20 protein-coding genes are annotated in these 25,188 nt (G+C 68.9%); 4 read left to right on the forward strand and 16 right to left on the reverse strand.

What is annotated here, in order from left to right:
- Positions 1-10: 10 nt before the first annotated feature.
- Genes gspG through gspE form a run of 3 tightly spaced genes read right to left on the reverse strand, consistent with a single transcriptional unit; the run spans position 11 to position 3,408 of the window.
- Complete coding sequence (gene gspG, locus C693_RS0118875) at positions 11-436, reverse strand: type II secretion system major pseudopilin GspG (protein ID WP_017463845.1); 426 nt, start codon at positions 434-436, stop codon at positions 11-13.
- 49 nt (positions 437-485) lie between these two features.
- A complete protein-coding gene (gspF, locus tag C693_RS0118880; protein WP_017463846.1) occupies positions 486-1,703 on the reverse strand; it encodes a type II secretion system inner membrane protein GspF in 1,218 nt (405 codons plus the stop codon).
- 1 nt (position 1,704) lies between these two features.
- A complete protein-coding gene (gene gspE / locus C693_RS0118885; protein WP_017463847.1) occupies positions 1,705-3,408 on the reverse strand; it encodes a type II secretion system ATPase GspE in 1,704 nt (567 codons plus the stop codon).
- Between the two features lie 363 nt (positions 3,409-3,771).
- Between gspE and C693_RS0118890 the strand changes: the two genes are divergently transcribed.
- Positions 3,772-4,563: a TatD family hydrolase gene (locus C693_RS0118890; RefSeq protein ID WP_017463848.1), complete on the forward strand. Its 792-nt coding sequence runs from the start codon at positions 3,772-3,774 to the stop codon at positions 4,561-4,563.
- A gap of 6 nt (positions 4,564-4,569) precedes the next feature.
- Here C693_RS0118890 and C693_RS0118895 read toward each other — a convergent pair whose 3' ends face one another.
- From C693_RS0118895 to C693_RS0118910, 4 genes are all read right to left on the reverse strand, one after another.
- Entirely contained in the window at positions 4,570-5,103 is a 534-nt protein-coding gene (locus C693_RS0118895) for a pseudouridine synthase (RefSeq protein ID WP_017463849.1), read from the reverse strand.
- A gap of 16 nt (positions 5,104-5,119) precedes the next feature.
- Positions 5,120-6,052: a class I SAM-dependent methyltransferase gene (locus C693_RS0118900; protein WP_017463850.1), complete on the reverse strand. Its 933-nt coding sequence runs from the start codon at positions 6,050-6,052 to the stop codon at positions 5,120-5,122.
- 95 nt (positions 6,053-6,147) lie between these two features.
- Positions 6,148-6,810 (reverse strand): NYN domain-containing protein, encoded by a 663-nt coding sequence (locus tag C693_RS0118905; protein ID WP_017463851.1) that lies wholly within the window; start codon positions 6,808-6,810, stop codon positions 6,148-6,150.
- 132 nt (positions 6,811-6,942) lie between these two features.
- Entirely contained in the window at positions 6,943-7,356 is a 414-nt protein-coding gene (locus tag C693_RS0118910; protein ID WP_017463852.1) for an SRPBCC family protein, read from the reverse strand.
- A 302-nt stretch (positions 7,357-7,658) separates the two neighbouring features.
- Between C693_RS0118910 and C693_RS0118915 the strand changes: the two genes are divergently transcribed.
- Positions 7,659-9,608: a sigma-54-dependent Fis family transcriptional regulator gene (locus tag C693_RS0118915; protein WP_017463853.1), complete on the forward strand. Its 1,950-nt coding sequence runs from the start codon at positions 7,659-7,661 to the stop codon at positions 9,606-9,608.
- A 13-nt stretch (positions 9,609-9,621) separates the two neighbouring features.
- On the opposite strand, the gene C693_RS22205 is transcribed toward C693_RS0118915, so the two are convergent.
- The 6 genes from C693_RS22205 to C693_RS0118945 form a co-directional block, all read right to left on the reverse strand.
- Positions 9,622-11,991: a TonB-dependent receptor gene (locus tag C693_RS22205; protein WP_017463854.1), complete on the reverse strand. Its 2,370-nt coding sequence runs from the start codon at positions 11,989-11,991 to the stop codon at positions 9,622-9,624.
- Positions 11,992-12,166: 175 nt separating this feature from the next.
- A complete protein-coding gene (gfa, locus tag C693_RS0118925; RefSeq protein ID WP_017463855.1) occupies positions 12,167-12,748 on the reverse strand; it encodes an S-(hydroxymethyl)glutathione synthase in 582 nt (193 codons plus the stop codon).
- A gap of 86 nt (positions 12,749-12,834) precedes the next feature.
- Entirely contained in the window at positions 12,835-13,947 is a 1,113-nt protein-coding gene (locus C693_RS0118930) for an S-(hydroxymethyl)glutathione dehydrogenase/class III alcohol dehydrogenase (RefSeq protein ID WP_017463856.1), read from the reverse strand.
- Between the two features lie 81 nt (positions 13,948-14,028).
- Positions 14,029-14,793 carry a c-type cytochrome gene (locus tag C693_RS22780; RefSeq protein ID WP_017463857.1) on the reverse strand — a complete coding sequence of 255 codons (765 nt, stop codon included), beginning with the start codon at positions 14,791-14,793 and terminating at the stop codon, positions 14,029-14,031.
- Positions 14,794-14,822: 29 nt separating this feature from the next.
- Complete coding sequence (locus C693_RS22215; RefSeq protein ID WP_017463858.1) at positions 14,823-15,656, reverse strand: transporter substrate-binding domain-containing protein; 834 nt, start codon at positions 15,654-15,656, stop codon at positions 14,823-14,825.
- 70 nt (positions 15,657-15,726) lie between these two features.
- Positions 15,727-17,526 carry a methanol/ethanol family PQQ-dependent dehydrogenase gene (locus C693_RS0118945; RefSeq protein WP_017463859.1) on the reverse strand — a complete coding sequence of 600 codons (1,800 nt, stop codon included), beginning with the start codon at positions 17,524-17,526 and terminating at the stop codon, positions 15,727-15,729.
- Between the two features lie 314 nt (positions 17,527-17,840).
- Between C693_RS0118945 and C693_RS0118950 the strand changes: the two genes are divergently transcribed.
- Complete coding sequence (locus C693_RS0118950) at positions 17,841-18,791, forward strand: aldo/keto reductase (RefSeq protein ID WP_017463860.1); 951 nt, start codon at positions 17,841-17,843, stop codon at positions 18,789-18,791.
- Here C693_RS0118950 and C693_RS0118955 read toward each other — a convergent pair.
- The 3 genes from C693_RS0118955 to C693_RS0118965 form a co-directional block, all read right to left on the reverse strand.
- Positions 18,785-19,846, reverse strand: coding sequence for a TraB/GumN family protein (locus tag C693_RS0118955; RefSeq protein WP_043599314.1), 1,062 nt, complete (start codon positions 19,844-19,846; stop codon positions 18,785-18,787). The genes C693_RS0118950 and C693_RS0118955 overlap by 7 nt on opposite strands.
- A 64-nt stretch (positions 19,847-19,910) precedes the next feature.
- Positions 19,911-20,774, reverse strand: coding sequence for a class A beta-lactamase (gene bla, locus C693_RS0118960; RefSeq protein WP_017463862.1), 864 nt, complete (start codon positions 20,772-20,774; stop codon positions 19,911-19,913).
- A gap of 156 nt (positions 20,775-20,930) precedes the next feature.
- Positions 20,931-23,162, reverse strand: coding sequence for an NADP-dependent isocitrate dehydrogenase (locus tag C693_RS0118965; RefSeq protein ID WP_017463863.1), 2,232 nt, complete (start codon positions 23,160-23,162; stop codon positions 20,931-20,933).
- 364 nt (positions 23,163-23,526) lie between these two features.
- Here C693_RS0118965 and C693_RS0118970 point away from each other — a divergent pair, with 364 nt between their 5' ends.
- Positions 23,527-25,185, forward strand: coding sequence for an OFA family MFS transporter (locus C693_RS0118970; protein ID WP_026107558.1), 1,659 nt, complete (start codon positions 23,527-23,529; stop codon positions 25,183-25,185).
- The last annotated feature ends 3 nt before the right edge of the window (positions 25,186-25,188 follow it).

Genomic DNA, 25,188 nt, shown 5'->3' on the forward strand with positions numbered 1-25,188 from the left:
CGGGCAGCGCCTACTGCCAGTTGCCCACGTCCTTGCTGAAGCCGTCGCCACCCGGCTGCCCGTCCTGGCCGTAGAAGATCAGGTCGAAGCTGCCGTGCTCGCCCGGGTACTTGTAGCCGAAGGCATGCCCCCACGGGTCTTTCAGTTCGGACGGCTTGGCGTACGGTCCCTGCCAGTTGGCCGCATTGGACGGCTTGGTCACCAGATCCTCGAGCTGGCGCGGCGGCGTGCCGTTGTCCAGCGCGTAGTTCTCGATCTTCTGGCCGAGCGTGGTGAGCTGCGCCTTGCCGGCACCGTACTTGCCCTTGTCCACGTTCTTGCCGACCTGGGTGACCACCACGGCGCCGATGATGCCGATCAGCACGATCACCGCGAGCATCTCGAGCAGGGTGAAGCCGGCGCTGCGGCGCGCGGCGCGGGGAGACCTGGACTGCATGGACTTACCTCTCGTCATGGAACGTTCGGAAACTCTCGGACACCGCCGATCACTGGATGTTGCTGGTCAGGCTGAGCAGCGGCAGCAGGATCGCCGCCATGATGATCGCCACCAGCACGGTCATCACGATGGTCAGCGCCGGCACCAGCGCGGCGAGCAGGCGGTCGATCGCGCGGCGGCTCTCCAGTTCGAAGGTGTCGGCCACCTTCAGCAGCATGGTGTCGAGCTGGCCTGCCTCCTCGCCCACCTGCACCATCTGCAGGGCCAGTCGCGGGAAGCGCTGCGACTGCGCCAGCGCGAAACCGAGGCCCGCGCCGCCCTTGACCTGCTCGGCGGCGGTGGCCAGCGCCTCGTCCAGCGCGCGGTTGGAGGTGACCTGGCGCGCGATGGTCAGCGAAGACAGCAGCGGCACGCCGTTCTTCAGCAGCGTGCCCAGCGTGCGCGCGATGCGCGCGGTCTCTACCTTCACCAGCAGCGGCCCGACCACCCGTCGCTGCAGCAGCTTCGCGTGCGCGGCCAGCCTGGCGTCCGGATCGCGCAGCTGCGCGCGGCGCACGAACACCGCGCCAACGATCAGCAGCACCATCAGCCACCACCAGTCCTGGATCAGGTTGCCCAGCGCGAGCACGGCCCGGGTGATCAGCGGGATCGGCACCTGCATGTCCTGGAAGATCGGCACGAACTGCGGCACCACATAGGCCAGCAGCAGCACCAGCGAGCCGAGCACGCCGACCATCAGGAAGGCCGGGTAGATCAGCGCGTTGACGATGCTGCCGCGCAGCTGCTGGGCACGCTCCAGGTAATCGGCCAGGCGGCGCAGGGTGTCCTCCAGCGAACCGCCGGCCTCGCCCGCGCGCACCAGCGAGATGTACAGCTTGGGGAATACGCCGTGTTCCTCGTCCAGCGCCTGCGACAGTGTGCTGCCGCCGCGCACGCGGTCGCGCACGCGCTCGATCAGCTTCTTCGCCCGCTCGCCCTCGGGCAGCTCGAGCAGGATGCCGAGTGCGCGGTCCAGCGGCTGGCCGGCACCGAGCAGGGTGGCGAGCTGGTGGGTGAACTGGGCCAGCTGGTCGCCGGAAAACGGGCCGCGCGCGAACAGCGCGGCGAACGAACCGCCGCTGCCGCCGGCGTCGGCCGGGGCCGCTTCCAGCGGGGTGTGGCCCTGATCCTGCAGGCGGGCGATCACGTCCTCGACCGACGCTGCCTCCATCTGGCCCTGCAGCATGTCGCCGGCGTCGCTGACCGCGCGGTAGCGGAACTGCGCCACGTCAGCCCTCCTGCGTCACGCGCAGGACCTCTTCCAGCGTGGTCACGCCGGCCACCGCCTTGGCGATGCCGTCCTCGTACATGGTGCGCATGCCCTCGGCGCGGGCGGCGCGCTCGATCTCGCCGGCGTCGGCGCGCTGCATGATCAGCCGGCGCAGCGGGTCGGTCATCACCAGGAATTCCATGATCGCGCGGCGACCGCGGTAGCCGGTGGGGTTGGACGCGCTGGTGCCCGGCTTCCACAGCCGGATCGGCCGCTCGCTGGTGTACTTCTCCAGCTCGAACTCGGCGATCACCTCGGGCGAGGGTTCGTACGGGATCGCCGTCTCCGGGTCGAGCCGGCGCACCAGTCGCTGCGCCAGGATGCCGTTGACGGTGGAGCCGAGCAGGTAGTCCTCCACGCCCATGTCGAGCAGGCGGGTGACGCCGCCGGAGGCGGAGTTGGTGTGCAGCGTGGACAGCACCAGGTGGCCGGTGAGCGCGGACTGGATCGCGATGCGGCAGGTCTCCAGGTCGCGCATCTCGCCGATCATGATCACGTCCGGGTCCTGGCGCATGATCGAGCGCAGCGCGCCGGCGAAGTCCAGTCCGATCTGCGGCTTCACCTGGATCTGGTTGATGCCTTCGAGCTGGTACTCGACCGGATCCTCGACGGTGATGATCTTCACGTCGGGCGTGTTGATCTGCGACAGCGCGGTGTACAGCGTGGTGGTCTTGCCCGAACCGGTCGGGCCGGTGACCAGCAGGATGCCGTGCGGACGCTGCAGCACTTCGACGAAGCGCTTCTCGAACGCCTCGGTGAAACCCAGCGAGGCGAAGTCGAACACCACCGACTCGCGGTCCAGGATGCGCATCACCACCGACTCGCCGAAGCTGGTCGGCACGGTGGACACGCGCAGGTCCAGCTCCTTGCCCTGCACGCGCAGCTGGATGCGGCCGTCCTGCGGCAGGCGGCGCTCGGCGATGTTGAGCTTGGCCATGATCTTCACGCGGCTGATCACCGCGGCGGTCGAGCTGGACGGCGGCGCCTCCACCTCGTGCAGCACGCCGTCGATGCGGTAGCGCACCTTCAGCCGGTTCTCGAACGGCTCGATGTGCACGTCCGAGGCGCGCTGCTCCACCGCGCGCTGCAGGATCAGGTTGACCAGGCGGATGACGGGCGCCTCGGAGGCGAGGTCGCGCAGGTGCTCGACGTCCTCTTCCTCGGTGGCGCCGGCGCCGTCGAGGTTCTCCACGATCGATCCCATCGCCGAGCGGCCCTGGCCGTAGTAGCGCTCGATCAGGTCGTCGATCTCCGAGCGCAGGCCGATGCACAGCGCCACCGGCTTGCCCGCGGCCAGCCGCACGGCGTCGAGCGGGTACGGGTCGGCCGGATCGGACACCACCAGCGCCAGGGCGTCCTCGCCCTGGCGGATCGGCACCACGTGCTGCTGCTTGAGGAAGCGCGGCGACACGTCCAGCTCGGACGGCGGCAGTTCGGGCACGTCGCGGGTGGACACCAGCGGCGCATCGAGCAGCTCGGACCAGGCCTGGGCCAGGTCGCGCTCGGACACCAGGCCGAGCCGGGCCATCAGGGCGGTCAACGTGCCCTCCGGAGCCTCTTCGTGCAGCCGTCGGGCGCGGACCAGGTCGCCATCCTTGAGCGCGCCGCGCGAGACCAGCAAGGCGCATACGGCCGCCTCGCGATCATCCATGGCCGCCTGCATTGCGTCTCCCGACGCGCTCACCACTGCCGACATCACCCACCCCGTTCCACTGCGATCACGGACTTCTTCGACCGGCCGTCGCCCCCGCACCGGCCAGACGCGCATTGTTAGCACATCCGGTACAACCCCGGGCGGCGACCGCGGGCGCCCCGTTCACAAACCACCGGGTCCATGCGGGCAGGCGCAAGAACCTCCGCCCCCACCGGGGGCGCGGCCGCGCGCGAAGGCCGGCCACCCTAGGCAAGCCCGGCCGATCCGGCAATACGGCAATGGCCTATGGGGTATTCCGGGAATGATGCGTTGCGCGTCGCGCGCGCGGCGCGGGCTTGCGACAATACGGACTTTGCCTGCCAAGACCGACGCATGCTGATCGACATCGGGGCCAACCTGACCCACGAATCCTTCGCCCACGACTTCGACGCCGTGCTGGCCCGCGCCCGCACCCACGGTGTGGCGCACATGGTGGTCACCGGCGCCAGCCGCGACGGCAGCCGCGGCGCGCTGGCGCTGGCCCGGGCCCATCCCGGCGTGCTGTACGCCACCGCCGGCGTGCACCCGCACCATGCGGTGGACTACGACGAGGCCACCGATGCGCTGCTGCGCGAGCTGGCCACCCACCCGGAGGTCCGCGCCGTCGGCGAGACCGGGCTGGACTACCACCGCAACTATTCGCCGCGTGACGTGCAGCGCGAGGTCTTCGAGCGCCAGCTGCGCATCGCCGCGGAGCTGGGCAAGCCGCTGTTCCTGCACCAGCGCGACGCGCACGAGGACTTCCTCGCCCTGCTGCGCCGCTACCGCGACCGGGTGCCGGCGGTGGTGGTGCACTGCTTCACCGATACCGGCGAGGCGCTGCGCGATTACCTGGCGCTGGACTGCCACATCGGCATCACCGGCTGGATCTGCGACGAGCGCCGCGGCCTGCACCTGCGCGAGCTGGTGAGGGAGATCCCGGCCGGCCGGCTGATGATCGAGACCGACGCGCCCTACCTGCTGCCGCGCACGGTGCGCCCGCAGCCCAGCCACCGGCGCAACGAGCCGATGTACCTGAAGCACATCGCCGAGGAGATCGCGCGCGACCGCGGAGAGTCTTTCGAAGCGCTGGCCGCACACACCAGCGCCACCGCTGCCGGGTTTTTCGGCCTCGCCGCCGCCTGAGCGGCGTCAGCGCAGGACGCGGGTCTGCCCGGGCGGCAGGCCGTCCAGCGCATGCGGACCGATCCGCTCGCGGATCAGTCGCAGGGTGGGGAAGCCCACCGCCGCGGTCATCCGGCGCACCTGCCGGTTGCGCCCCTCGCGCAGGGTGATGCGCAACCAGCTGGTGGGGATCGCCTTGCGGAAACGCACCGGCGGATCGCGCGGCCACAGCCAGTCCGGCTCGGTGGCATGCTCGGCGCCGGCCGGCAGGGTCGGCCCGTCCTTCAGCACCACGCCGTGACGCAGCGCGGCGATCGCCTCGTCGGTGATCGCCCCGTCCACCTGCACCAGATAGGTCTTCGGTTGCTTGTGCTTCGGATCGGTGAGCCGGTGCGCCAGCGCGCCCTCGTCGGTGAGCAGCAGCAGGCCCTCGCTGTCCTGGTCGAGCCGGCCGGCGGCGTAGACGCCTTTTTGCCGCACGAAATCGGCCAGGGTGGGACGGCCGTCCGCGTCGGTGAACTGGCAGAGCACGCCATAGGGCTTGTTCAACGCGATCAGCACGGAGCGACGGACGCCGTCAGAGGGATGAGGCGGCCTTGGCCGGCGACGGCACCGATGCGGCCGGCGCCGGGCCCTCCGGCTTCACGAAGCGCAGCGTCATGCGGTCCGATTCGCCGATCGCCAGGTACTTCGCGCGTCCGGTGTCGCCCAGGGTCAGCGTGGGCGGCAGCGTCCACACGCCCTTGGGGTAGTCCTTGGTATCGGCCGGATTGGCGTTGATCTCGCTGGACTCCTCCAGCTCGAAGCCGGCATCGGTGGCCAGCTTCACCACCGCAGCCACCGGCAGGTAGCCGCTGCCCTTCGCCACATCCAGCGATACGCCGGCAGCGGCGCGATGGTCGACCACGCCGAGCACGCCGCCCGGCCGCAGCACCTTGAAGAAGCCCTTGAACATCGCCGGCGCGGTCCCGGCCTGGACCCAGTTGTGCACGTTGCGGAAGGTCAGCACCGTGTCGGCGCTGCCGGGCGGACCGAACACCGGCGCCTTGGGGTCGAAGGTGACCACGCGCGCGTCGCCGTACACCGCCGGCGCGGCGGCGAATTTCTGCTTCAGCGTGTCGTCGGCCGCCTTGCCCGGAGCCGGGGCGGCCACCGCGGCAATGTACTGGCCGTTGTCGCGCAGCAGCGGCGCGAGGATGTCCGCGTACCAGCCGCCGCCGGGGGTGATCTCCACCACGGTCTGGTCCGGCTGCACGCCGAAGAACTCCAGCGTCTGCTTGGGGTGGCGGTAGCGGTCGCGCGCCCGTTCGGCCGCGCTGCGCCAGTCGCCGGCCAGCACGGTGTCGAGCTGGGCCGCGGTGAAGTCGACGGCACTGGTCGGCGGCACCAGTTCGCCCGGCGGCTGGTCCTGCCCCTCCGCATCGGCAAGGGTCTGCGCCGACGCTGGCGCGGCCAGCGCGAGGGCGCACAGCCCCGCCAGCAGCCACTTTCCCGGAACCGACGATGTCATGGTGTGCTCCCTGTTCGATCGCGCCTGGCGGCGCCTCCCCGCCCGGCACGCTGGCGCAGGCAGAGTGATAACGATGTGCAGATACGGCTGGCCGTTCAGTATGGACGCGGACAGACCGACTGCAGGCCGTCGATATGTTCGTGCAGATCCGGTGCGATGCCCTGCCACATCGGATCCAGGATGAAATCGATGCCCTCGTACCGCGCCAGCTTGGCCGCGGGAATGAAGTCGGCGTCGCCGGCGACCAGGATGATCTGGTCGACCTGCTTCTTGTAGGCCAGCGCGGCGATGTCGATGCCGATCTTCATGTCGACCTGGGTCTGGCGCATCTCCGGCTCGAAATGCTCGTCGCCCAGCTCGTCCCACGCCAGCGTGCCCTCGCGCAGCTGCTGGAACGCGCCACGGCGCAGCTGCCATTCGCCGCGCTCGCTCAGCCGCCCGAGGCGCAGCGCCATCTTGCGCTGGCGGCGCAGCTGGTCGTGCAGCTCGCGGCGAAACGCAGCGGCGCCGGTGCGGCCGAAATCCACGTTGTCGCCGCTGACCGGCTTGACCAGGGTGCGCTCCAGCGGCGGGCAGTCGTAGAAGAAGATGCGGTACAGCGCCTCGCGCGGACGATCCAGCACCTTGAGATGCTCCAGCGCCATGCCGAACACGGTCTTGGCCACCGTGCGCGCGTCGTTGGGATCGCGGTCGCCCCATACCTTGCGGTAGCGGGCGAGAAAAAACGCACCATCGACAAGAAACGCAGTAGCAGGCATGCAGTCCTCAACAGCCGGGGATCAGGCGGTCGCCGGCCGGGCCCGCACCGGGTGCGGAACCGCTCGGAATCGCCGGGAAACGTGCGCCCGCGGGAAATCGCGGCGCCGCACCATCTTACATCCAGGCCGGTCTCAGCGGACGGCCAGCGCCCGGGCCAAAGCCTGCAGGCCCTCGTCGTAGAGCGCCTCCATCAGCCCCGCGACGTCCGCTCCGGCTTCGCGCCGCGGCTCGAATTCGCACGACCAGTCGACCCGACAGGCCGGCCCGTCGGCATGCACGGCCAGGATCGAGCGGCAGTCGGCCAGCGGCAGCGAGCCGTCGACCAGCACGTAGACGCAGCGGTAGGCGGCGTCGTTGCGCGCCTCCAGCCGCTCGACCACGCGACCGCCGCCGGCCAGGTGCAGGGTGCGGATGCGCCCCTCCCACGACAGGTCCAGCCGCCGCACCCGCGGGTGCCACCGGTGCAGGCCGCCGAAGTCACCCACCACCGCCCAGACCGCTTCGGCCGGATATCCGATGTGCTGCGTCACCTGGATGCGGTTCATGCGGTCGATCCCTGCCCGGCGCCTCGCCGGCCGCAGGAGCCACGCAAGACCCGGACCAGCGCGCAAAGCCCCTGCGACCGACGATCCCTGGTGCAGGTGTTGCTCCCGTGGCGCAGCCGACCCGTGACACGGCGTGTCAAATGCTTCACGCCGGGGCATCCCGATGCTGCGCTGCAGTTTGCGGCGATCCGTGGTGGGCGCGATGCTCGGAATCCACCTGACGCGCAAGACCACCCCCGACCGATGCGACGCGGGACAGCGTGCCGCACAGCCAGGCGTCAGGGACCGAAGGAGTCACGGTCATGAGCAACGCCCTGACGGCAAGCCAGCCCTCCTCGCGCATCGCGAGCCTGCTGCAGGCGCGCGTAGGCACCAGCCAGGTGTCCCCATACGTCGCCAAGTCGTGGGACCGCTGCCTGAACCGCTACAGCATCGAGCCGGACGCCGAGCGGCGCACCGTGGTGCTCGACACCGCATCCGTGCGGACGCGCCAGGAAACCCTGGGCGAGCTGCTCGGCGTGGCCCGCGCCGAGATGGAGAACCTCTACGAGCAGATCGCCGGCTCCGGCTACGCGGTGATCCTCAGCGACGCCGACGCAGTGGTGCTCAGCGCGATCACCGACAGCCAGGCCCGGCGCGACTTCCGCGGCGCCGGGCTGTGGGTCGGCGCAGTGTGGAGCGAGCAGCACGAAGGCACCAACGGCATCGGCACGGCGGTGGCCGAGCGCGCACCGGTCACGGTCTACTGCGGCGAGCACTTCCGCCGCTACAACGCCGGGCTGTCGTGCTGCGGCGCGCCGATCCTCGACGTCGATGGCGACGTGCTCGGCGTGCTCGACGCCTCCGCCGCCAGCACCGCCGATACGCGGCTGGTGCAGAGCCACACCATGGCGCTGGTCAGCATGTCGGCCAACCTGATCGCCCGTTGCCACTTCCTCGGTCGCTTCCGCGATGCCTGGGTGCTGCGCTTCCACAGCCGGGCCGAGTTCGTCGGCCTGCTGCACGAGGCGCTGATGGCGATCGACGACAACGGCAACGTGCTGGCGGTGAACGAGGCGGCACTGGTGCAGCTGGGTATCAGCAGCCGTGCGCAACTGGTCGGCAAGCCGCTCGCCAGCCTGCTGCCACTGGACATGGACACCCTGCGCCGCCACGCCACGCACGAGGCGGCGTCGCTTTGGCCGGTGCGCGACATCGCCTACGGGCGTCGATTCTTCGCCAACGCCCGGGCACCGATGCAGCGGCGGGCGGCGACGGTGGCGAGCGTCACGCGAACCGACCCCGGCGCTCCGGCGGCACGTCGCCACGTGGGCGGCGATCCGCGCATGCAGCACAATCTCAACTGTGGCCGTCAGCTGTTCGGCCGCCGCGTACCGATCCTGCTGCAGGGCGCGACCGGCACCGGCAAGGAAGTGTTCGCCAAGGCGCTGCACCAGGCCGCCAGCTGGGCCGACAAGCCGTTCGTGGCGGTGAACTGCGCGGCGATCCCCGAGGCGCTGATCGAGAGCGAGCTGTTCGGCTATACCCGCGGCGCGTTCACCGACGCGGCACGCGAGGGCCATGTCGGCAAGATCCGCCAGTCCAGCGGCGGCACGCTGTTCCTGGACGAGATCGGCGACATGCCGCTGGCCCTGCAGACGCGCCTGCTGCGCGTGCTCGAGGAGCACGAGATCGTGCCGCTGGGCGGCGACGCGGCGATTCCGGTGGATCTGCACGTGATCAGCGCCAGCCACCGCGATCTGCTGGCGATGGTGCAGCAGGGCGAATTCCGCGAGGACCTCTACTACCGCCTCAACGGCATCACCCTGGAGTTGCCCACGCTGCGCGAGCGCACCGACAAGCGGGAGCTGATCCAGACCCTGCTGCGCGAGGAGATTCCCGACGGACCGGTGCCGGCGTTCGACGACGAGGCGATGGAGCGGCTGCTGGCGCATCCGTGGCCCGGCAACATCCGCCAGCTGCGCAACGTGCTGCGCATGGCGACGGCGCTTTGCGGCGAGGACGGACGCATCGGCCTGGCCCAGCTCGGGAGGGAATTCGCCAACCCGGCATCCGGCGCTCCGGCCGCCGCCCTGGATCACACCGGCAACCGCGAACCGGCCAATGCGCTGGGCACGGCCGAGCGCGACGCGCTGATGCTCGAACTCGAGCGCATGCACTGGAACATCAGCCGTACGGCAACCGCGCTCGGCGTCAGCCGCAACACCCTGTACCGCAAGATCCGCAAGCATCGCATCGTGCTGCCCGGCTGAGCGCCGGACGGCGCTAGTCGTCGCCTGCCGCCGCGCCGCCGAAGGCGTAGCTCACGCCGAGCAGGAACGTACGCGGCGGCCCCGGTGCCGCGAACAGCGTGGGCGAACCCGGGCCCGTGGTGTCGATCAGACGGCCCGGAGTGTCGAACACGTTGGTGCTGAGTTGACCGCTGTTGACGTAGCGGCGGTCGAACAGGTTGTCGACGCTGGCAAAGAACGCCAGCGCGCGGTTCGGCCGATAGTGCAGGTCCAGCGATACCACGCCGTAGCCGGGGAGCGCGCCATGACGGTCGGCGTTGTTCTCGTCGCCCACCGCGAACTGCCCGGAATAGGCACGCAGGTTGGCGCCGAACGACCACTGGTCGGTCAGCCGGTATTCGCCGGACAGGTTGAACAGCCGCTCCGGCACGCCAGGCAGGCGATCTCCTCGGCGCACCCGGATCGCGCCGGCGCCGTCGGCACTGGAATTGGCGTCGCTCACCGTCTCGAACGACGCACCGTAGGTGGCCCGTACCAGACTGAGATTGGCCTGCCACTCCAGCCGCCCCCGCTCGCCGCCGATGCCCAGGTCGACTCCACGCCGGCGCGTGCTCGGCACGTTTGCGAAATAGCCCTGCGAGCTGCCGCCGGTGAACACGGTGAGGATGTCGTTGCTGGCACGACTGAAGTAAGGCGACACGTTCCAGCGCAACCGCCCGTCGGCAGTGCTGCCGCGCAACCCGCCACTGATCGTGCGCACCACCACCGGCTTGAGCGGCGGATCGCCGGTGAAGTCGTTGGGCAATGCGCAGGGGGCCGCAGGGTCGGCGCACTCGAACTCGATCGGCGTAGGCGTGCGCATGCCCTCGTCGTAGTTGGCGTAGACGCCGAACGCCGGCGACGGGTTCCAGGTCAGCCCGAGGCTGGGGTTGAAGCGATGGAAGCGCTGGCGACCGTTGATGTCGGGCTCTGCGCCGGAACGGTCGGTCACCGCCAACCGGCTGAGGTTGTAGCGCCCGCCGGCGCTGACATGCACCGCTGGCGTGAGCGCGAACACGTCCATCGCATACACGCCGATGCTGCGGTTGGAGGCCCCGGCGTTGGTCAGCGGATCGAGCGCGAACGGCGCCAGCCCGATCGCATCGCCGCGCCGTGCCGGATCGAGCGGGAAATAGGCCGGTTGGGCGTACTGGGTGAAATCGCTGGCGCCCACATCCAGGCTCACGCCCACGGTGAGCTGGTTGTCGTGACCGGCGAAGGCCGCGCCGTCCACCGCCTGCAGCGAAAAGCCGTAGCCGCGCGTGCGCACCTGGCCGAGCACGTTGCTGGCCGGCACGTTGTTGATCGTCGCCTGGGGGTTCGCCGGGTCGTAGGCCGGGCTCACCCCGGCGTACCAGTACTGTCCGACCGAAGCCGGATCATAGGCGCCGTCGACGGCATAGCCGAGCGGCCCATCGACCGCCGGATCGTAGGCGGCGTAGTCGTTGGTGTTGGAATTGAAGCTGCGACTGCTGGACAGGCGCAGATAGCCGTTCGCCTGCACCGCCCAGTCGGCACCCAGCTCGTGCGTACCCTGCAGCGTGAATGCGTTCAGGCGGTTGCGGAAGTGGTCCGGCCAGGTGAAGCCGGCCTTCGGCGTGTCGATCCATTCCAGCGGCAACGACTGCGTGCCCGACAGGCGTCCGGCCGTGCCGGTGTAGGCGAGCATCAGCGAGGTGTCCTCGTCCGGCCGCCAGTCGCCGCGCACGAAGGCCTGCTGCACGCGGCTGGGCGAATACTCGCGCCAGCCACGTTCGTAGTCGTTCGCCGCGCCGACGTAGATCGCCCCGGTGCGGCCATGCGCGCCGAAGCTGGCGTCGGCCTGGATCCGTCCCCACGAGCCGCCGGAAACATCCACCGTGCCGCCCGGATCGGTGAAGCCGCTCTTGCTGGTCACCAGCAGCGCACCGGCCAGCGTGTTCAGGCCGTACAGCGGGTTGGAGCCGGGCACCAGTTCGACGTCGCGCACGGCGAAATCGGGGATCGCCTCCCAGTTCATCGTCTCGGCGAACGGCTCGTTCTGGCGCACGCCGTCGAAGTACACCGAGATGCCCGACGGCGAGCCGAGCAGCGGCGACAGCGTGTAGCCGTGGAAGATCAGGTTGGCCTGCCACGGGTTGCCCTGCGACTGGGTGAGGTTCACGCCCTGGAAGTTGCCCTCGAGCAGGCCGGTGATCGCCTGCCCGTGCAGCTGCGCCATGTCGTCGGCCTGTGCGCTCTGCACGTTGAGCGGGATCTGCAGCGGCGGCACCTCGAACCCCGGCAGCGGCGCGATCGCGATCACCTTCACTTCGCGGAACTGCTTGACCGGGCGGTCGGCCAGCACGCGCGGGCTGGCCGCCAGGCCGAGCACGGCAAGCCCCATGGTCCCGATGGCTTTCCACGCAGGTCGGGCTTCGGCGGCACACGTCCGTGCGATGCGGCGACTCGGCATGGGCAGGGCGTTCCGTTCGACCAGGGTCCGGGTATCGATCATCCCAACCGCCCGGCCGTCCGCCCAAGGCGACCTTGGTCGAACGGCCCGCTGCTCGCGACGCGAGTCACGCTCCCTTGTACAGCGTGCCCCTGGCCTTGGCCGTGTGCGTGGCGATGGCGTCCATCAGCGGCGGCGACAGGCAGTCGTACGGCGGCAGACCCAGCTCGTTGAGGCGCGCGCGCACGGCGTCCATGCCGGCCGGGTTGTAGCCGGACTCGATGATCGAGGAGACGAACGCGGCGAAGCCCGGTGCCGCCCAGCCGTCTTCCTTCGACAGCTCGGTATGCACGAAGTCCAGGCCGTAGAACGGATGGTCCCTGTTCTCGATGCGGCCGATCATGTGGGTGCCGCAGACCTTGCAGGCATGGCGCTGGATCGCCGCGCTGGCGTCGACGATGCCCAGCTTGTCGCCGTTCTCCAGCACCTCGACCTTGTCGCGGCCGACCACCGCGATCTGCGCGAACACCGCACCCTTCGGCTTCCAGCACTTGCTGCAGCCGCAGACATGGTTGTGCGCGGTCTGCGCGCCGACCTTCACCTTCACCGGCTTGTCCGCGCACAGACAGGTGAGCGTGCCTCCGCCGAAGCCGTCCTTGCCGGGTTTGACGCCGTGGTCGACGGCGGGATGGATCGAGACGCTTGCCATGGTGTGACCTCCAGTGGATGTGCGGAACACGACGGAAGGCCGAGGCCGATGGACCGCCGCCGCAGCGACGGTCCATCGGCGTCCGGTCAGTACTTGATCACCGAGCGGATCACCTTGCCCTCGTGCATCAGATCGAAGGCGCGGTTGATGTCTTCCAGCGGCATCACCTCGGTGATCATCTCGTCGATCTTGATCTCGCCCTTGAGATAGCGCTCGACGTAACCCGGCAGCTGGCTGCGTCCCTTCACGCCACCGAACGCGGAGCCACGCCAGACGCGGCCGGTGACCAGCTGGAACGGCCGGGTGCTGATCTCCTGCCCCGCGCCGGCCACGCCGATGATGGTCGACTCGCCCCAGCCCTTGTGGCAGCACTCCAGCGCCGAGCGCATCACGTTGACGTTGCCGATGCACTCGAACGAGTAGTCCACGCCGCCGTTGGTCATGTCGACGATGACCTGCTGGATCGGCGTGTCCGGGTAATCCTTCGGATTGACGAAGTCGGTGGCGCCCAGCGCCTTGGCCATCTCCCACTTGGACGGGTTGATGTCCACGCACAGGATGCGCGAGGCCTTCGCCATCACCGCGCCCTGCACCACCGACAGGCCGATGCCGCCCATGCCGAACACCGCCACGGTGGAGCCGGGCTCGACCTTGGCGGTGTTGAGCACCGCGCCGATGCCGGTGGTGATGCCGCAGCCGAGCAGGCACACCTTGTCCAGCGGCGCGGCCGGGTTGATCTTCGCCAGCGAGATCTCCGGCAGCACGGTGTACTCGGAGAACGTGCTGGTACCCATGTAGTGCAGGATGGTCTTGCCGTTGATCGAGAAGCGCGAGGTGCCGTCCGGCATCAGGCCCTTGCCCTGGGTGATGCGGATCTTCTGGCACAGGTTGGTCTTGCCCGAGCGGCAGTATTCGCACTCGCCGCATTCGGGCGTGTACAGCGGGATCACGTGGTCGCCCGGCTTCACCGAGGTGACGCCCGGGCCGACCTCCTCGACGATGCCGCCGCCCTCGTGGCCGAGGATCGCCGGGAAGGCGCCTTCCGGATCGGCGCCGGAAAGGGTGTAGGCATCGGTGTGGCATACGCCGGTGGCGACGATGCGCACCAGCACCTCGCCGGCCTTCGGCCCCTCCACGTCGACCTGCTCGATGCTCAGCGGCTTGCCTGCTTCCCAGGCGACGGCGGCTCTGGATTTCATGGATGCGACTCCTCGATGGATGGAACGGAACTGGGGGGAGGCGGATGGTCCCAGGCCGATGCCCGCCGTGGCAAACGACCTTCAGTCCTGGGCGCTGGGCGGCCGTCCCGGCGGTACCAGGTCGAGCTGGCGCGCCTTGATGTAGTCGTAGATCGCGCGGATGTCCTTCTCCTCGAAGAAGCCGGCCCACGACGGCATGCCCTTGGCCTGGCGCCCGGCCATCGCGGTGCTCAGGAACTGCTGCCAGGTCATGCCGCCCTCCAGCGACTTGCGCAGGTCCGGCGCGTATTCGCCGCCGATCGCATCGCCGCCGTGGCAGCGAAAGCAGTAGGAGTTGTACTGCTCGTAGCCGTGGAACACCGCATCGGTCACCTGCTTCTGGTCCGGCCCGGTGAAGACGGCGAAGTCGGTGGTCACCGGCTTGCCGTCGGGGGTCTTGTAGGTATGGCTCTCCTCCTGTGTCGCGGCCGGCTGGTTGGCCTTGGCTTCGGAGGGCTGGCCGTGCAGCGAGAGGATCCAGTGCACCATCTCGGTGATGTCCGCATCGCTGAGCTCCGGATGCGCGGTCATCGCGATGTCGCCCCAGTTGCCCGCGCCACCCTCCTTGATCTTCTTCACCAGCATCGCGACCGTCGCCCCGCCCTTGCCGCGGTAACGGTCGGCCACCGCGTCGTAGGCCGGTCCCACCAGCTTGTGGTCGATCGCATGGCAGGCGAAGCAGTTGCTGGCGCGTGCCTTGGCCTCTCCCGGCGACATGCCTGCGTCCCTCGCACGGGCAACGAGCGGAGCGGCCACGCCGAGGGCAAGGCCGAGCAGGGACAGACAGTGCAGCAGGGGACGATGCATGGGCACAGGCTCCATCGGGCGAAAAGGGGTCAGAGGTTGGCCATGCCGTCCATGCCGGCGGCAGGCTCGGGATGCGTCTCCACGCCGTGCTGGCGCAGGATCGCCTTCAGCTCGTTGTCGTGGGCCTTGATCAGCCGGTCCAGCCGCTGCTTGAGCGCGGTGTCGCCCTGGCGCACCGCCATCGACATCGGGAAGGTGTACATCTCCGGCGATCCGGTGGCGCGCGAGTTGGGCAGGGTCACCGTGGTGAGGTCGGGATAGTCCTTGAGGAAGGCGCCGATCGCCGGCTGCCAGGTGATCATCACGTCGATCTTTCCGCTCTCCAGGTCGTCCAGCACGCTGCGCGGCGAGACCCCGGCCTTGCCGCCGACGTCATACGCCCTGGCGGCGGTGACCATACCGCGCAGCTGCAGGCCCGCTTCCACCGGCGTGTCGGACTCGAAGCCGATCTTCAGCTTGTGCAGGTCCGGCGAGTTGAGGTCGGTGAGGTCGTAGCCCTTGTCCTTCTTGAACACGAACACGTAGGAGGACACGTAGTACGGGTCGGTGGTGAGCTCCTCCTGATTGCCGTAGGGCATGCTCATCACCACGTCGCAGTGCCCGCTGTCGAGATTGCGCGCCAGCCACTCGGAGTAGCCGCCGTGGCCGCGCGAGTCGGCCCAGGTGTAGTCGACGTTGGCGCCGAGCTGTTTGGCCACGTACTGCGCGACGGCGTTCTCGAAGCCCTGGCCGGCCTGGTTGGAGTACGGCAGGTAGTCGGGGTCGGCGCAAACCTTGAGCTGGCCGCTGGCATGGGCCGGCGCTGCGGCAGCCACCAGCACGAGCAGGCCAGTGGCGAGGAAGGTGGGCTTGCAGGCGATCATGGCGGTCTCCCGGCGGTGTGGACACGGTGGCGCCATGCCTCCTCGCGGAGGCATGGCGCCGGTTCGTGGATCAGTTCAGGGCGAACACCATCAGGGTGCCGCCGAGGTTGGTGTAGTCGCCGAGGGTGGCGGTGGCGCCGACCGCACCGAGGCCTTCGGTCGCCTTGGTCAGGTTGTTCGACAGGCCGATCGCCGCCCAGCCGCCCACGCCGCTGAGGATGGCGACGTACTGCTTGCCGTTGTGCGTGTAGGTGATCGGGTTGCCGATGATTCCCGAGGGGCACTTGAACTGCCACAGCACCTTGCCGGTCTTCAGGTCGACCGCGCGGAACCAGCCGGTCAGCGTGCCGTAGAAGGCCAGCCCGCCCTTGGTGGTGAGCACGCCGGACCAGTCCTGGAAGCGGTCGTTGATCGCCCACTTGGTGTCACCGGTCGCCGCGTCGAAGGCGATGAAGCGCCCACCCACGTCGCCGTGGTTGGCCGGATACATGTTCACCAGCGCGCCGACGTAGGGGAAGCCGGCCTTGTACTTCACGTTGAACGCCTGGTAGTCCATGCAGACGTGGTTGGTCGGCACGTAGAACAGGCCGGTGTTCGGATCGTACGAAGCCGGCTGCTGATCCTTCGAGCCCTGCGAGGACGGGCAGATGTCCTTCACGTTGACGCCTTCCCTGGTCATCTTGGCCGGATCGACCATCGGGCGGCCGGTTTTCATGTCGATGCCGGTGGCCCAGTTCACCACCGGGTCGAACTTGTGCGCGGCGAGCAGCTTGCCGTTGGAGCGGTCCCAGACGTAGGCGAAGCCGTTGCGGTCGAAGTGGGTGAGGGTCGGCACGGTGCGGCCGTCGATCTTGGTGTCGGTGAGGATGCTCTCGTTGACGCCGTCGTAGTCCCAGCCGTCGTGCGGGGTCATCTGGAACACCCACTTGGCCTCGCCGGTATCCGGGTTACGCGCGATCACCGACATCGAGTACTTGTTGTCGCCGGGGCGCTGGGTCGGGTTCCAGGTGCCGGGGTTGCCGGTGCCGTAGTACAGCAGGTTGAGCTTGGGGTCGTAGGTGTACCAGCCCCAGGTGGTGCCGCCGCCGAGCTTCCACTGGTCGCCCTGCCAGGACTTCAGGCTGGAGTCCTTGCCGACCGGTTTCTGCGTGGCGCCGTCGATGGTCTTCTTCGGGTTGAACATCAACTGGTCGTCCGGCCCGGTGCTGTAGGCGCGCCACAGCTGCTTGCCGGTCTTGATGTCGTTGGCGGTGACGTAGCCGTGCACGCCGTACTCGGCGCCGGACACGCCGGTGATCACCTTGTCCTTGATCACGATCGGCGCCATGGTCTGGGTCTGGCCGATCATCGGATCGGCGTTCTTCGCCTTCCACACCACCTTGCCGGTCTTGGCGTCCAGCGCGTAGAGATTGCCGTCCAGCGCGTTGGCGAAAATCATCCCGTCGGCGTAGGCCGGTCCACGGTTGACCACGTCGCAGCAGGCGACCGACGGTGCGAACTTGTTCTGGTCCGGAGTGAAGCTCCAGACGATCCTGCCCGGATCGTCCAGCGACACCGCGTAGACGTGGTTCGGGTAGGAGCTTTCGAAATACAGCATGTTGCCGACCACCAGCGGCTGCCCCTCGTGACCGCGCAGCGAGCCGGACGACATGGTCCAGGCCACGTGCAAATCCTTCACGTTGTCGGTGGTGATCTGGTCCAGTGCGCTGTACCGCTGGGCGGTGTAGTTGCCTGTCGGCATGACCCACTGGTTGGGGTCTTTCGCCATCTGCATCAGCCCATCGTTGGCCAGGGCGCCGGCCGCGGTCAGGCCCAGTCCCAGCCCGAGCACGATCGACCATGGACGGGAACGAACGAATCGGTTTCGCATGGTGGATTCCCTTTGTCTGCCGTGGAACGGAGCGGGCCGCCGAGGGCGCCGCCGCCGGAATGCGTGCCCCCTGCGCTGCAGGCGCCGTGCCAGCATCCGGGCAGCCATCGAATCCATCGTTGATTCATGCACTTGCAACCCAGTCGCGACCACTGACTGGAGATGGTCGCCCCGACAGGTGTGCTCATTCCGCAACACCCGCTGCTGCAGATTTGGCTCACTGCCGCGCGGACTCATCCCCCATGGCTTGAGCCCGGTCCGGCACCACCCCATGTCGAGCGTTTGTCCTTCCGTTCCCCCGCAAGGAGACTCCGATGCCACTGCGCCCCCTTGGCCGCTCCCCGCTCGCCATCGCCCCGCTCGCCTTTGGCGGCAACGTGTTCGGCTGGAGCGCCGACGAGGCGACGTCCTTCGAGTTGCTGGACGCCTTCGTCGATGCCGGCTTCAACCTGATCGACACCGCGGACATGTACTCCTCGTGGGTACCGGGCAACCGCGGCGGCGAATCGGAGACGATCATCGGCAAGTGGCTCAAACGCAGCGGCAAGCGCGACCGCGTGGTGATCGCCACCAAGGTCGGCAAGTGGGTTGAGCAGCCGGGCCTGTCGCCGGTGAACATCGAGCAGGCCGTCGAGGGCTCGCTGCGGCGCCTGCAGACCGACCATATCGACCTGTACCAGGCCCACGCCGACGACGCGGGCGTGCCGCTGGCCGAGACGCTGGGCGCCTTCGGCCGGCTGATCGAACAAGGCAAAGTGCGCGCGATCGGGGCTTCCAACTACTCCGCCGAACGCTTCGCCGAGTCGCTGACGATCGCCCGCGAGCACGGCCTGCCTCGCTACGAGACCCTGCAGCCGCAATACAACCTGGCCGATCGCGCCGGCTACGAGGCGGCGCTGGAGCCGCTGGTCCGGCGCGAGAACGTGGGTGTGATCTGCTATTACGCACTGGCCAGTGGCTTCCTCACCGGCAAGTACCGCAGCACCGCCGACCTGGCCAAGAGCGCCGCCCGCGGCGGTGCAGTCAGGAAATACCTCGACGCGCGCGGGCTGCGCATCCTCACCGCGCTCGACGATGTGGCTGGCGCCCATCCGGGCGCAACGCCGGCGCAGGTCGCGCTGGCCTGGCTGATGGCGCGACCGGGCCTCACCGCGCCGATCGCCAGCGCCACCAGCGTGAGCCAGCTGCAGGAACTGATCGGCGCCGCGCAACTGATGCTGGCGGCGGACGAAGTTGCCGCGCTGGACCGCGCCAGCGCCTACTGAGGCGATGCGGTCGTCGAGGTGGCTGGCGCCGGTTCCGCGGCATCATCGCCATCCGGGGCCTGCACCGAGTAGCCCTCGGCCTTCAGCGCGGCGAGGAAGCCGTCCGATGTGAGCAGCTGGTCCATCGGCAGCACGGCCAGCGCCTGCGTGTCGTTGGCCAGCGCCTGGCGGGCGATGGCCAGCCAGGTGGCATCGACCCGCGCAGGGAGATCGCTGATCCCCAGCTGCCGGGCGAACCCGCTTTCGGTCAACGCATCGGCGCAGGCGTTGCGGAAACGGCTGTCCGGCAGCCGGCGCAGCGTGGCGATGTCGCCGACCGCCCAGGCGTTGGCCCGCTCGGCCATCGCCGGCAGGTCGTGCTCGATGCTGTCCAGCGTGCGCGAGAAACACTCGGTGTCCTCCGGGCCGGCGGTCTTGAACGCCTTGATCGCGCCGCGGGGATCCTTGATCTCCAGTTGGTAGGTGGCGTCGACGATCTTCACGCCATGCCGCTTGGCCAGACCCTCGACCGTGTCCTCGATCTGCCCACCGCTGCGCAGGCCACTCTTCTTCAGCGCCTCCCGGTACAGGTCGATGCCGGCGAAGATCGGCCGCCAGCGCTCGATGCCGTGGTCGCGACCGATGTAGCGCGCCTTGAGGGCGCTCCAACGCGCATACAGCGGTGCCGGCAGCACCTGGTCGAGCGTCTTGCCATCGGGGTTCTTGCGCGCGCCAAACGCCGAGGGCAGCAGGAACAGCTTGCCGAAGAAGCCGACGTCGAGCTTGAACTTGACCCGCGGCGCACGGATCACCTCCTGGCTGCCGGCGACGATCCGCTCCACCTCGTCCGAGCGCCATTGCATGTGCTCGGGCAACGCGCTGGTGGTGCCCAGCAGCCACAGCACGTGGTCGCCCTTGCTCACCTTCCACAGCCCGGGTCCGGGCTGCACGCCACTGACGGTGACCGGCGCGAGCACGGGGATGTCGGCAGTCGAGGGCGGCGCGGGCAGATCCTGCGCGGCCAGCGGCATGGCCACCAGCAACGAGGACAGCATCAGGACAGGCATCCGTGGCATGCGCGATCTCCGGCGAGGAACGCGCATGCTAGCAACCGGTGGCTGAAGGGCCGCGTCGAATGCGTTACACGCTGGCGGCCAGGGCGCCCACCTGCGCCAGCACGGACTTGCGTGCATCGCCCGCCCCCGCCGAACTCTCGTAGTACGCGGCGATCAGCACCGGCGCACGTCCCGGCGGCCAGACGATCGCCACGTCGTTGTTCTGCGTCTGGCTGGCCCCGGTCTTGTCGCCCGCGGTCCAGCCCGCCGGCAGGCCGGCACGCAGCTGCGTGGTGCCGGTGGTGTTGTGGCGCAGCCAGTCCAGCAGCCGCTCGCGCGAGGCCGGCGACAGCACGTCGCCGAGCAGTACCCGGCGCATGTCGTCGAGCATCGCCAGCGGCGTGGTGGTGTCTTCGAAGCCCCCGGGACCGGGGCGGTTGAGCGACGGCTCGGTGCGGTCGAACCGCGTCAGCGGATCGCCGAGGCCATGCACGAAACGGGTCAGCGTGGCCGGACCGCCCAGCGAGGCCAGCAGCAGGTTCATCGCGGTGTTGTCGCTGACGATCATCGCGGCCTGACACAGCTCCTCGATGGTCATCCCGGGCGGGCCGGGGCGCAGGCGGGTCACCGGAGCCCAGTCGAGCACGTCCTCGCGGCGGAACACGATGCGGCGGTCCAGCCGCTCCTCGCCGCGATCGACCCGTGCCAGCACGGCAGCCACCGCCAGCAGCTTGCCGGTACTGCACAGCAGGAAGCGCTCATCGGCGCGATGCAGCAGCCGCTTGCCGCTGCCGGTGTCGAGCACGGCCACACCGAGCCGACCGCCGTGACCCTTCTCCAGCGCAGCGAACGCATCGGGAGCGTCCGCCGCAACGGCGGAGGACAACGGAAGCAGCGGCCAGGCGGTCACGCCCAGCAGACCGGCCTTGATCAGTTCGCGACGGCGCATCGTGGGTTCTCCCTGGATCGGATGATCGACAAGCGCTCGAGTCAGCCACGGCGGCATGGCGATCCGCGGCCCGGCGCGGGGAAACATGCAGGCAGGACGGCCGGCGGCCCCTGCGGAGGGAGGAGCGGGGACATGCCCCGCTCCTGCACCGGATGCTCAGCCGAGCGAAGCGAGCGCGGCGTTGAACGTGGCGCTGGGACGCATCGCCTCGCTCACCCGGGCCAGGTCCGGGTGGTAGTAGCCGCCGATGTCGACCGGCTTGCCCTGGGCGCCGTTGAGCTCGCCGACGATGGTTGCCTCGTTGTCCGCCAGCGCCTTGGCCAGCGGGGCGAACGTCGCCTTCAACCCGGCGTCCTCGTCCTGGCCGGCCAGCGCCTGCGCCCAGTACAGGGCCAGGTAGAAGTGGCTGCCGCGGTTGTCGAGCTGGCCGACCTTGCGCGCCGGCGAGCGGTTGTTGTCGAGGATCTGGCCGTTGGCCCGATCCAGCGCCTTCGCCAGCACCTTCGCCCGGGCGTTGCCGGTCTTGTCGCCGACGAATTCGAGCGAGGCCTGCAGCGCGAGGAACTCGCCCAGCGAATCCCAGCGCAGGTAGTTCTCCTCCACGAACTGCTGCACGTGCTTGGGCGCCGAACCGCCCGCGCCGGTCTCGAACAGGCCGCCGCCGGCCATCAGCGGCACGATGGAAAGCATCTTGGCGCTGGTGCCCAGTTCCATGATCGGGAACAGGTCGGTGAGGTAGTCGCGCAGCACGTTGCCGGTGACCGAAATGGTGTCCTCGCCCTTGCGGATGCGCTCCAGCGAGAAGCGCATGGCGTCCTCGGGCGACAGGATGCGGATGTCCAGGCCGGTGGTGTCGTGGTCCTTGAGGTAGCGCTCGACCTTGGCGATCACCTGCGCGTCGTGCGCGCGCTTGGCGTCGAGCCAGAACACCGCCGGGGTGCCGGACAGGCGCGCGCGGCTGACGGCGAGCTTGACCCAGTCCTGGATCGGCGCGTCCTTGGTCTGGCACATGCGCCAGATGTCGCCGGCCTCCACCGCGTGCTCGAACACCACGTGGCCATCCTGGTCGGTGACGCGCACGGTGCCGTCGGCCTCGAGCTGGAAGGTCTTGTCGTGCGAGCCGTATTCCTCGGCTTTCTGCGCCATCAGGCCCACGTTGGGCACCGAGCCCATGGTGGCCGGATCGAACGCGCCGTGCGCCTTGCAGTCCTCGACCACCACCTGGTAGATGCCGGCGTAGCTGCGGTCCGGGATCAGCGCCACGGTGTCCTGCAGCTCGCCCTTGGCGTTCCACATCTTGCCGGAGTCGCGGATCATCGCCGGCATCGATGCGTCGACGATCACGTCCGACGGCACGTGCAGGTTGGTGATGCCCTTGTCGGAGTTGACCATCGCCAGCGCCGGACGGCTGGCGTACTCGGCGGCGAGGTCGGCCTTGATCGCCGCCTGCCGGTCTTCCGGCAGCTGGCCCAGGCGCGCATAGAGATCGCCGATGCCGTTGTTGCGGTCGAAGCCGAGCTGCTTCAGGTCGTCGGCGTACTTGGCCAGCACGTCCTTGTAGAACTCGCCCACCACCACGCCGAACATGATCGGGTCGGAGACCTTCATCATGGTCGCCTTCAGGTGCAGCGAGAACAGCACGCCCTCGTCCTTCACCCGGGCGATCTCGGCGTCGACGAAGCGGGCCAGCGCGGCGCGGCTCATCACGGCGGCATCGACCACCTCGCCGGCCTTCACCGCCACCTTCTCCTTCAGCACGCTGACCGCGCCGTCCTTGCCGACCAGCTCGATCTTCAGGTGGCCGGCCTTGTCCAGCGTGGCGGACTTCTCGCTGCCGTAGAAGTCGCCGCCGTCCATGTGCGCGACACGGGTCTTCGAATCCTTGCTCCAGGCGCCCATGCGGTGCGGGTGCTTGCGGGCGTAGCTCTTCACCGAGGCCGGCGCGCGGCGGTCGGAGTTGCCCTCGCGCAGCACCGGATTCACCGCGCTGCCCTTCACCTTGTCGTAGCGCGCCTTGATGTTCCACAGCTCGACGTCGCCGTGCGGCTCGTCCGGATACTCCGGCAGCGCATAACCCTGCGCCTGCAGTTCCCTGATCGCCGCCTTCAGCTGCGGCACCGAGGCGCTGATGTTCGGCAGCTTGATGATGTTGGCGACCGGCGTGGTGGCCAGCTCGCCCAGCTCGGCAAGGTCATCGGCAATGCGCTGCTGCTCGGTCAGCGACTCGGGGAACTGCGACAGGATGCGGCCGGCCAGCGAGATGTCCCGGGTCTCAACGGCGATACCCGCGGTACCGGCGAAGGCCTGGACGATCGGCAGCAGCGACTGCGTGGCCAGGTACGGCGCTTCGTCGGTGAGCGTGTAGATGATCTTGGGGGTCTCGGACATGGGCTGGACTCTTCCTGGACGTGGGGCGGACATCGGTCAGCCGGCAACCATGGAGGCTGCGCCATCGCTGCGCAAGGCCGACGCGGCAAACTCCTATTGTGGGGCCTGTGCCCGCCAAGGTGGACATCCCATGCATGGCAGCCACCTGGGGATGTTGCACCGCAGCCATCCCGCAGGCCGCCTGGCGATGGGCATCGCCCGCTCCGGACGGCGGCACCGCGTCATTTTTCTGCCGCATTCCGTTGCGACTTTTGTCGAGTGGCGACCCCGCGCTGACGGGCGCAATGATCGAAACGGTGTGCATCCACCGCGCGAGGGTGGACGTACCGCCGCGAGTGTTTCCACCATCTCAGGGGAGAACTGTATGGCCAGTGTGCCGGGGGCATCGAATGCCGGGAGCCGGGGGGGTTCCGGGGGAATCTTGGCTAGGGAACGCACCATTGCAGGTCCACGCTTCAATCGATGGCTGGTCCCGCCAGCCGCGCTCGCCATCCACCTCTGTATCGGCATGGCGTACGGCTTCTCCGTGTTCTGGCTGCCGATGACCAAACTGGTCGCCAATGCCGATCCGGCGATGTGCACCAACCTGAGCTTCATGGCTGCCTTGACCACCACCACGTGCAACTGGACGGTGCCCCAGGTCAACCACATCTTCGAAACCTTCATCGCCATGCTCGGCATTTCCGCTTTCATCTGGGGCGGCTGGCTGGAGCACGCGGGCCCGCGCAAGGCCGGCTTCATCGCCGCGCTGTGCTGGGGTGGCGGCCTGGTGCTGGGCGGCATCGGCGTGTCGATGCATCAGCTGTGGCTGGTCTATCTGGGGTGCGGCGTGCTGGGAGGCGTCGGCCAGGGCCTGGGCTACATCACCCCGGTCTCGACCCTGATCAAGTGGTTCCCGGACCGGCGCGGCCTGGCCACCGGCTTCGCGATCATGGGCTACGGCGGCGGCGCAATGATCGGCGCACCGATCGCGGTGGCGCTGATGAAGCACTTCTCGGCCAGCGGCGGCCAGGGCGTGGCATCCACGCTGATGGCGATGGGCGTGTTGTACGTGATCGTGATGGCAGCTGGCGCGTTCGGCTTCCGCATCGCCCCGACCGGCTGGAAGCCCGAGGGCTGGACACCGAAGGCGATCGAGGCCAAGTCCATGATCACCCAGCACCACGTGCACCTGAACAAGGCGTGGAAGACCCCGCAGTTCTGGCTGGTCTGGGGTGTACTGTTCCTCAACGTGACCGCCGGCATCGCGGTGATCTCGATGGCCAGCCCGATGCTGCAGGATGTGTTTGGCGGCAAGCTGGCCGGCCTCACCGAGGCAGCCGCCGATCTCACGCCGGTGCAGAAGGCCGCCGTGGTGGCCGCCGCGGCGGGTCTGGTCGGCCTGATCAGCCTGTTCAACAGCCTCGGCCGCCTGTTCTGGGCCTCGCTGTCGGACAAGATCGGCCGCAAGAACACCTACTACACGTTCTTCGTGCTCGGCATCGTCGTGTACTGCCTGCTGCCGACCTGGGGTCACCTTGGCCTGCCCGGCCTGTTCGTGATCTCGATCTGCGTGATCCTGAGCATGTACGGCGGCGGCTTCGCCACGGTACCGGCCTACCTGGCCGACCTGTTCGGCACGCAGATGGTGGGCGCCATCCACGGCCGGCTGCTCACCGCCTGGTCGGCAGCCGGCATCGTCGGACCGGTGATCATCGCCAGCATCCGCCAGGCCCAGCTGGACGCGGGCGTGGCCAAGAACCTGGTGTACGACCGCACGCTGTACATCATGGCCGCGCTGCTGTTCGTCGGCCTGATCTGCAACCTGCTGGTGAAACCGGTGAAGGAATCGGTGGTCATGACCCCCGAAGAGCTCGCCCACGAACGCTCGCTGCAGCATGAGGCCAGTGGCATCGGTGGCGACGCGGCCACCGCGGCACGCGGCGCGTTCGGGGTCACCGGCATCCTCGCCTGGGCGGCCGTGGGTGTACCGTTCCTCATCGGCCTGTACATCGCGCTGGCAAAGGCCGCTGCCCTGTTCTGAAAA

This window comes from Dyella ginsengisoli LA-4 (assembly GCF_000334915.1).
In the GTDB taxonomy this organism is placed as follows: Bacteria; Pseudomonadota; Gammaproteobacteria; order Xanthomonadales; family Rhodanobacteraceae; genus Dyella_A; species Dyella_A ginsengisoli_A.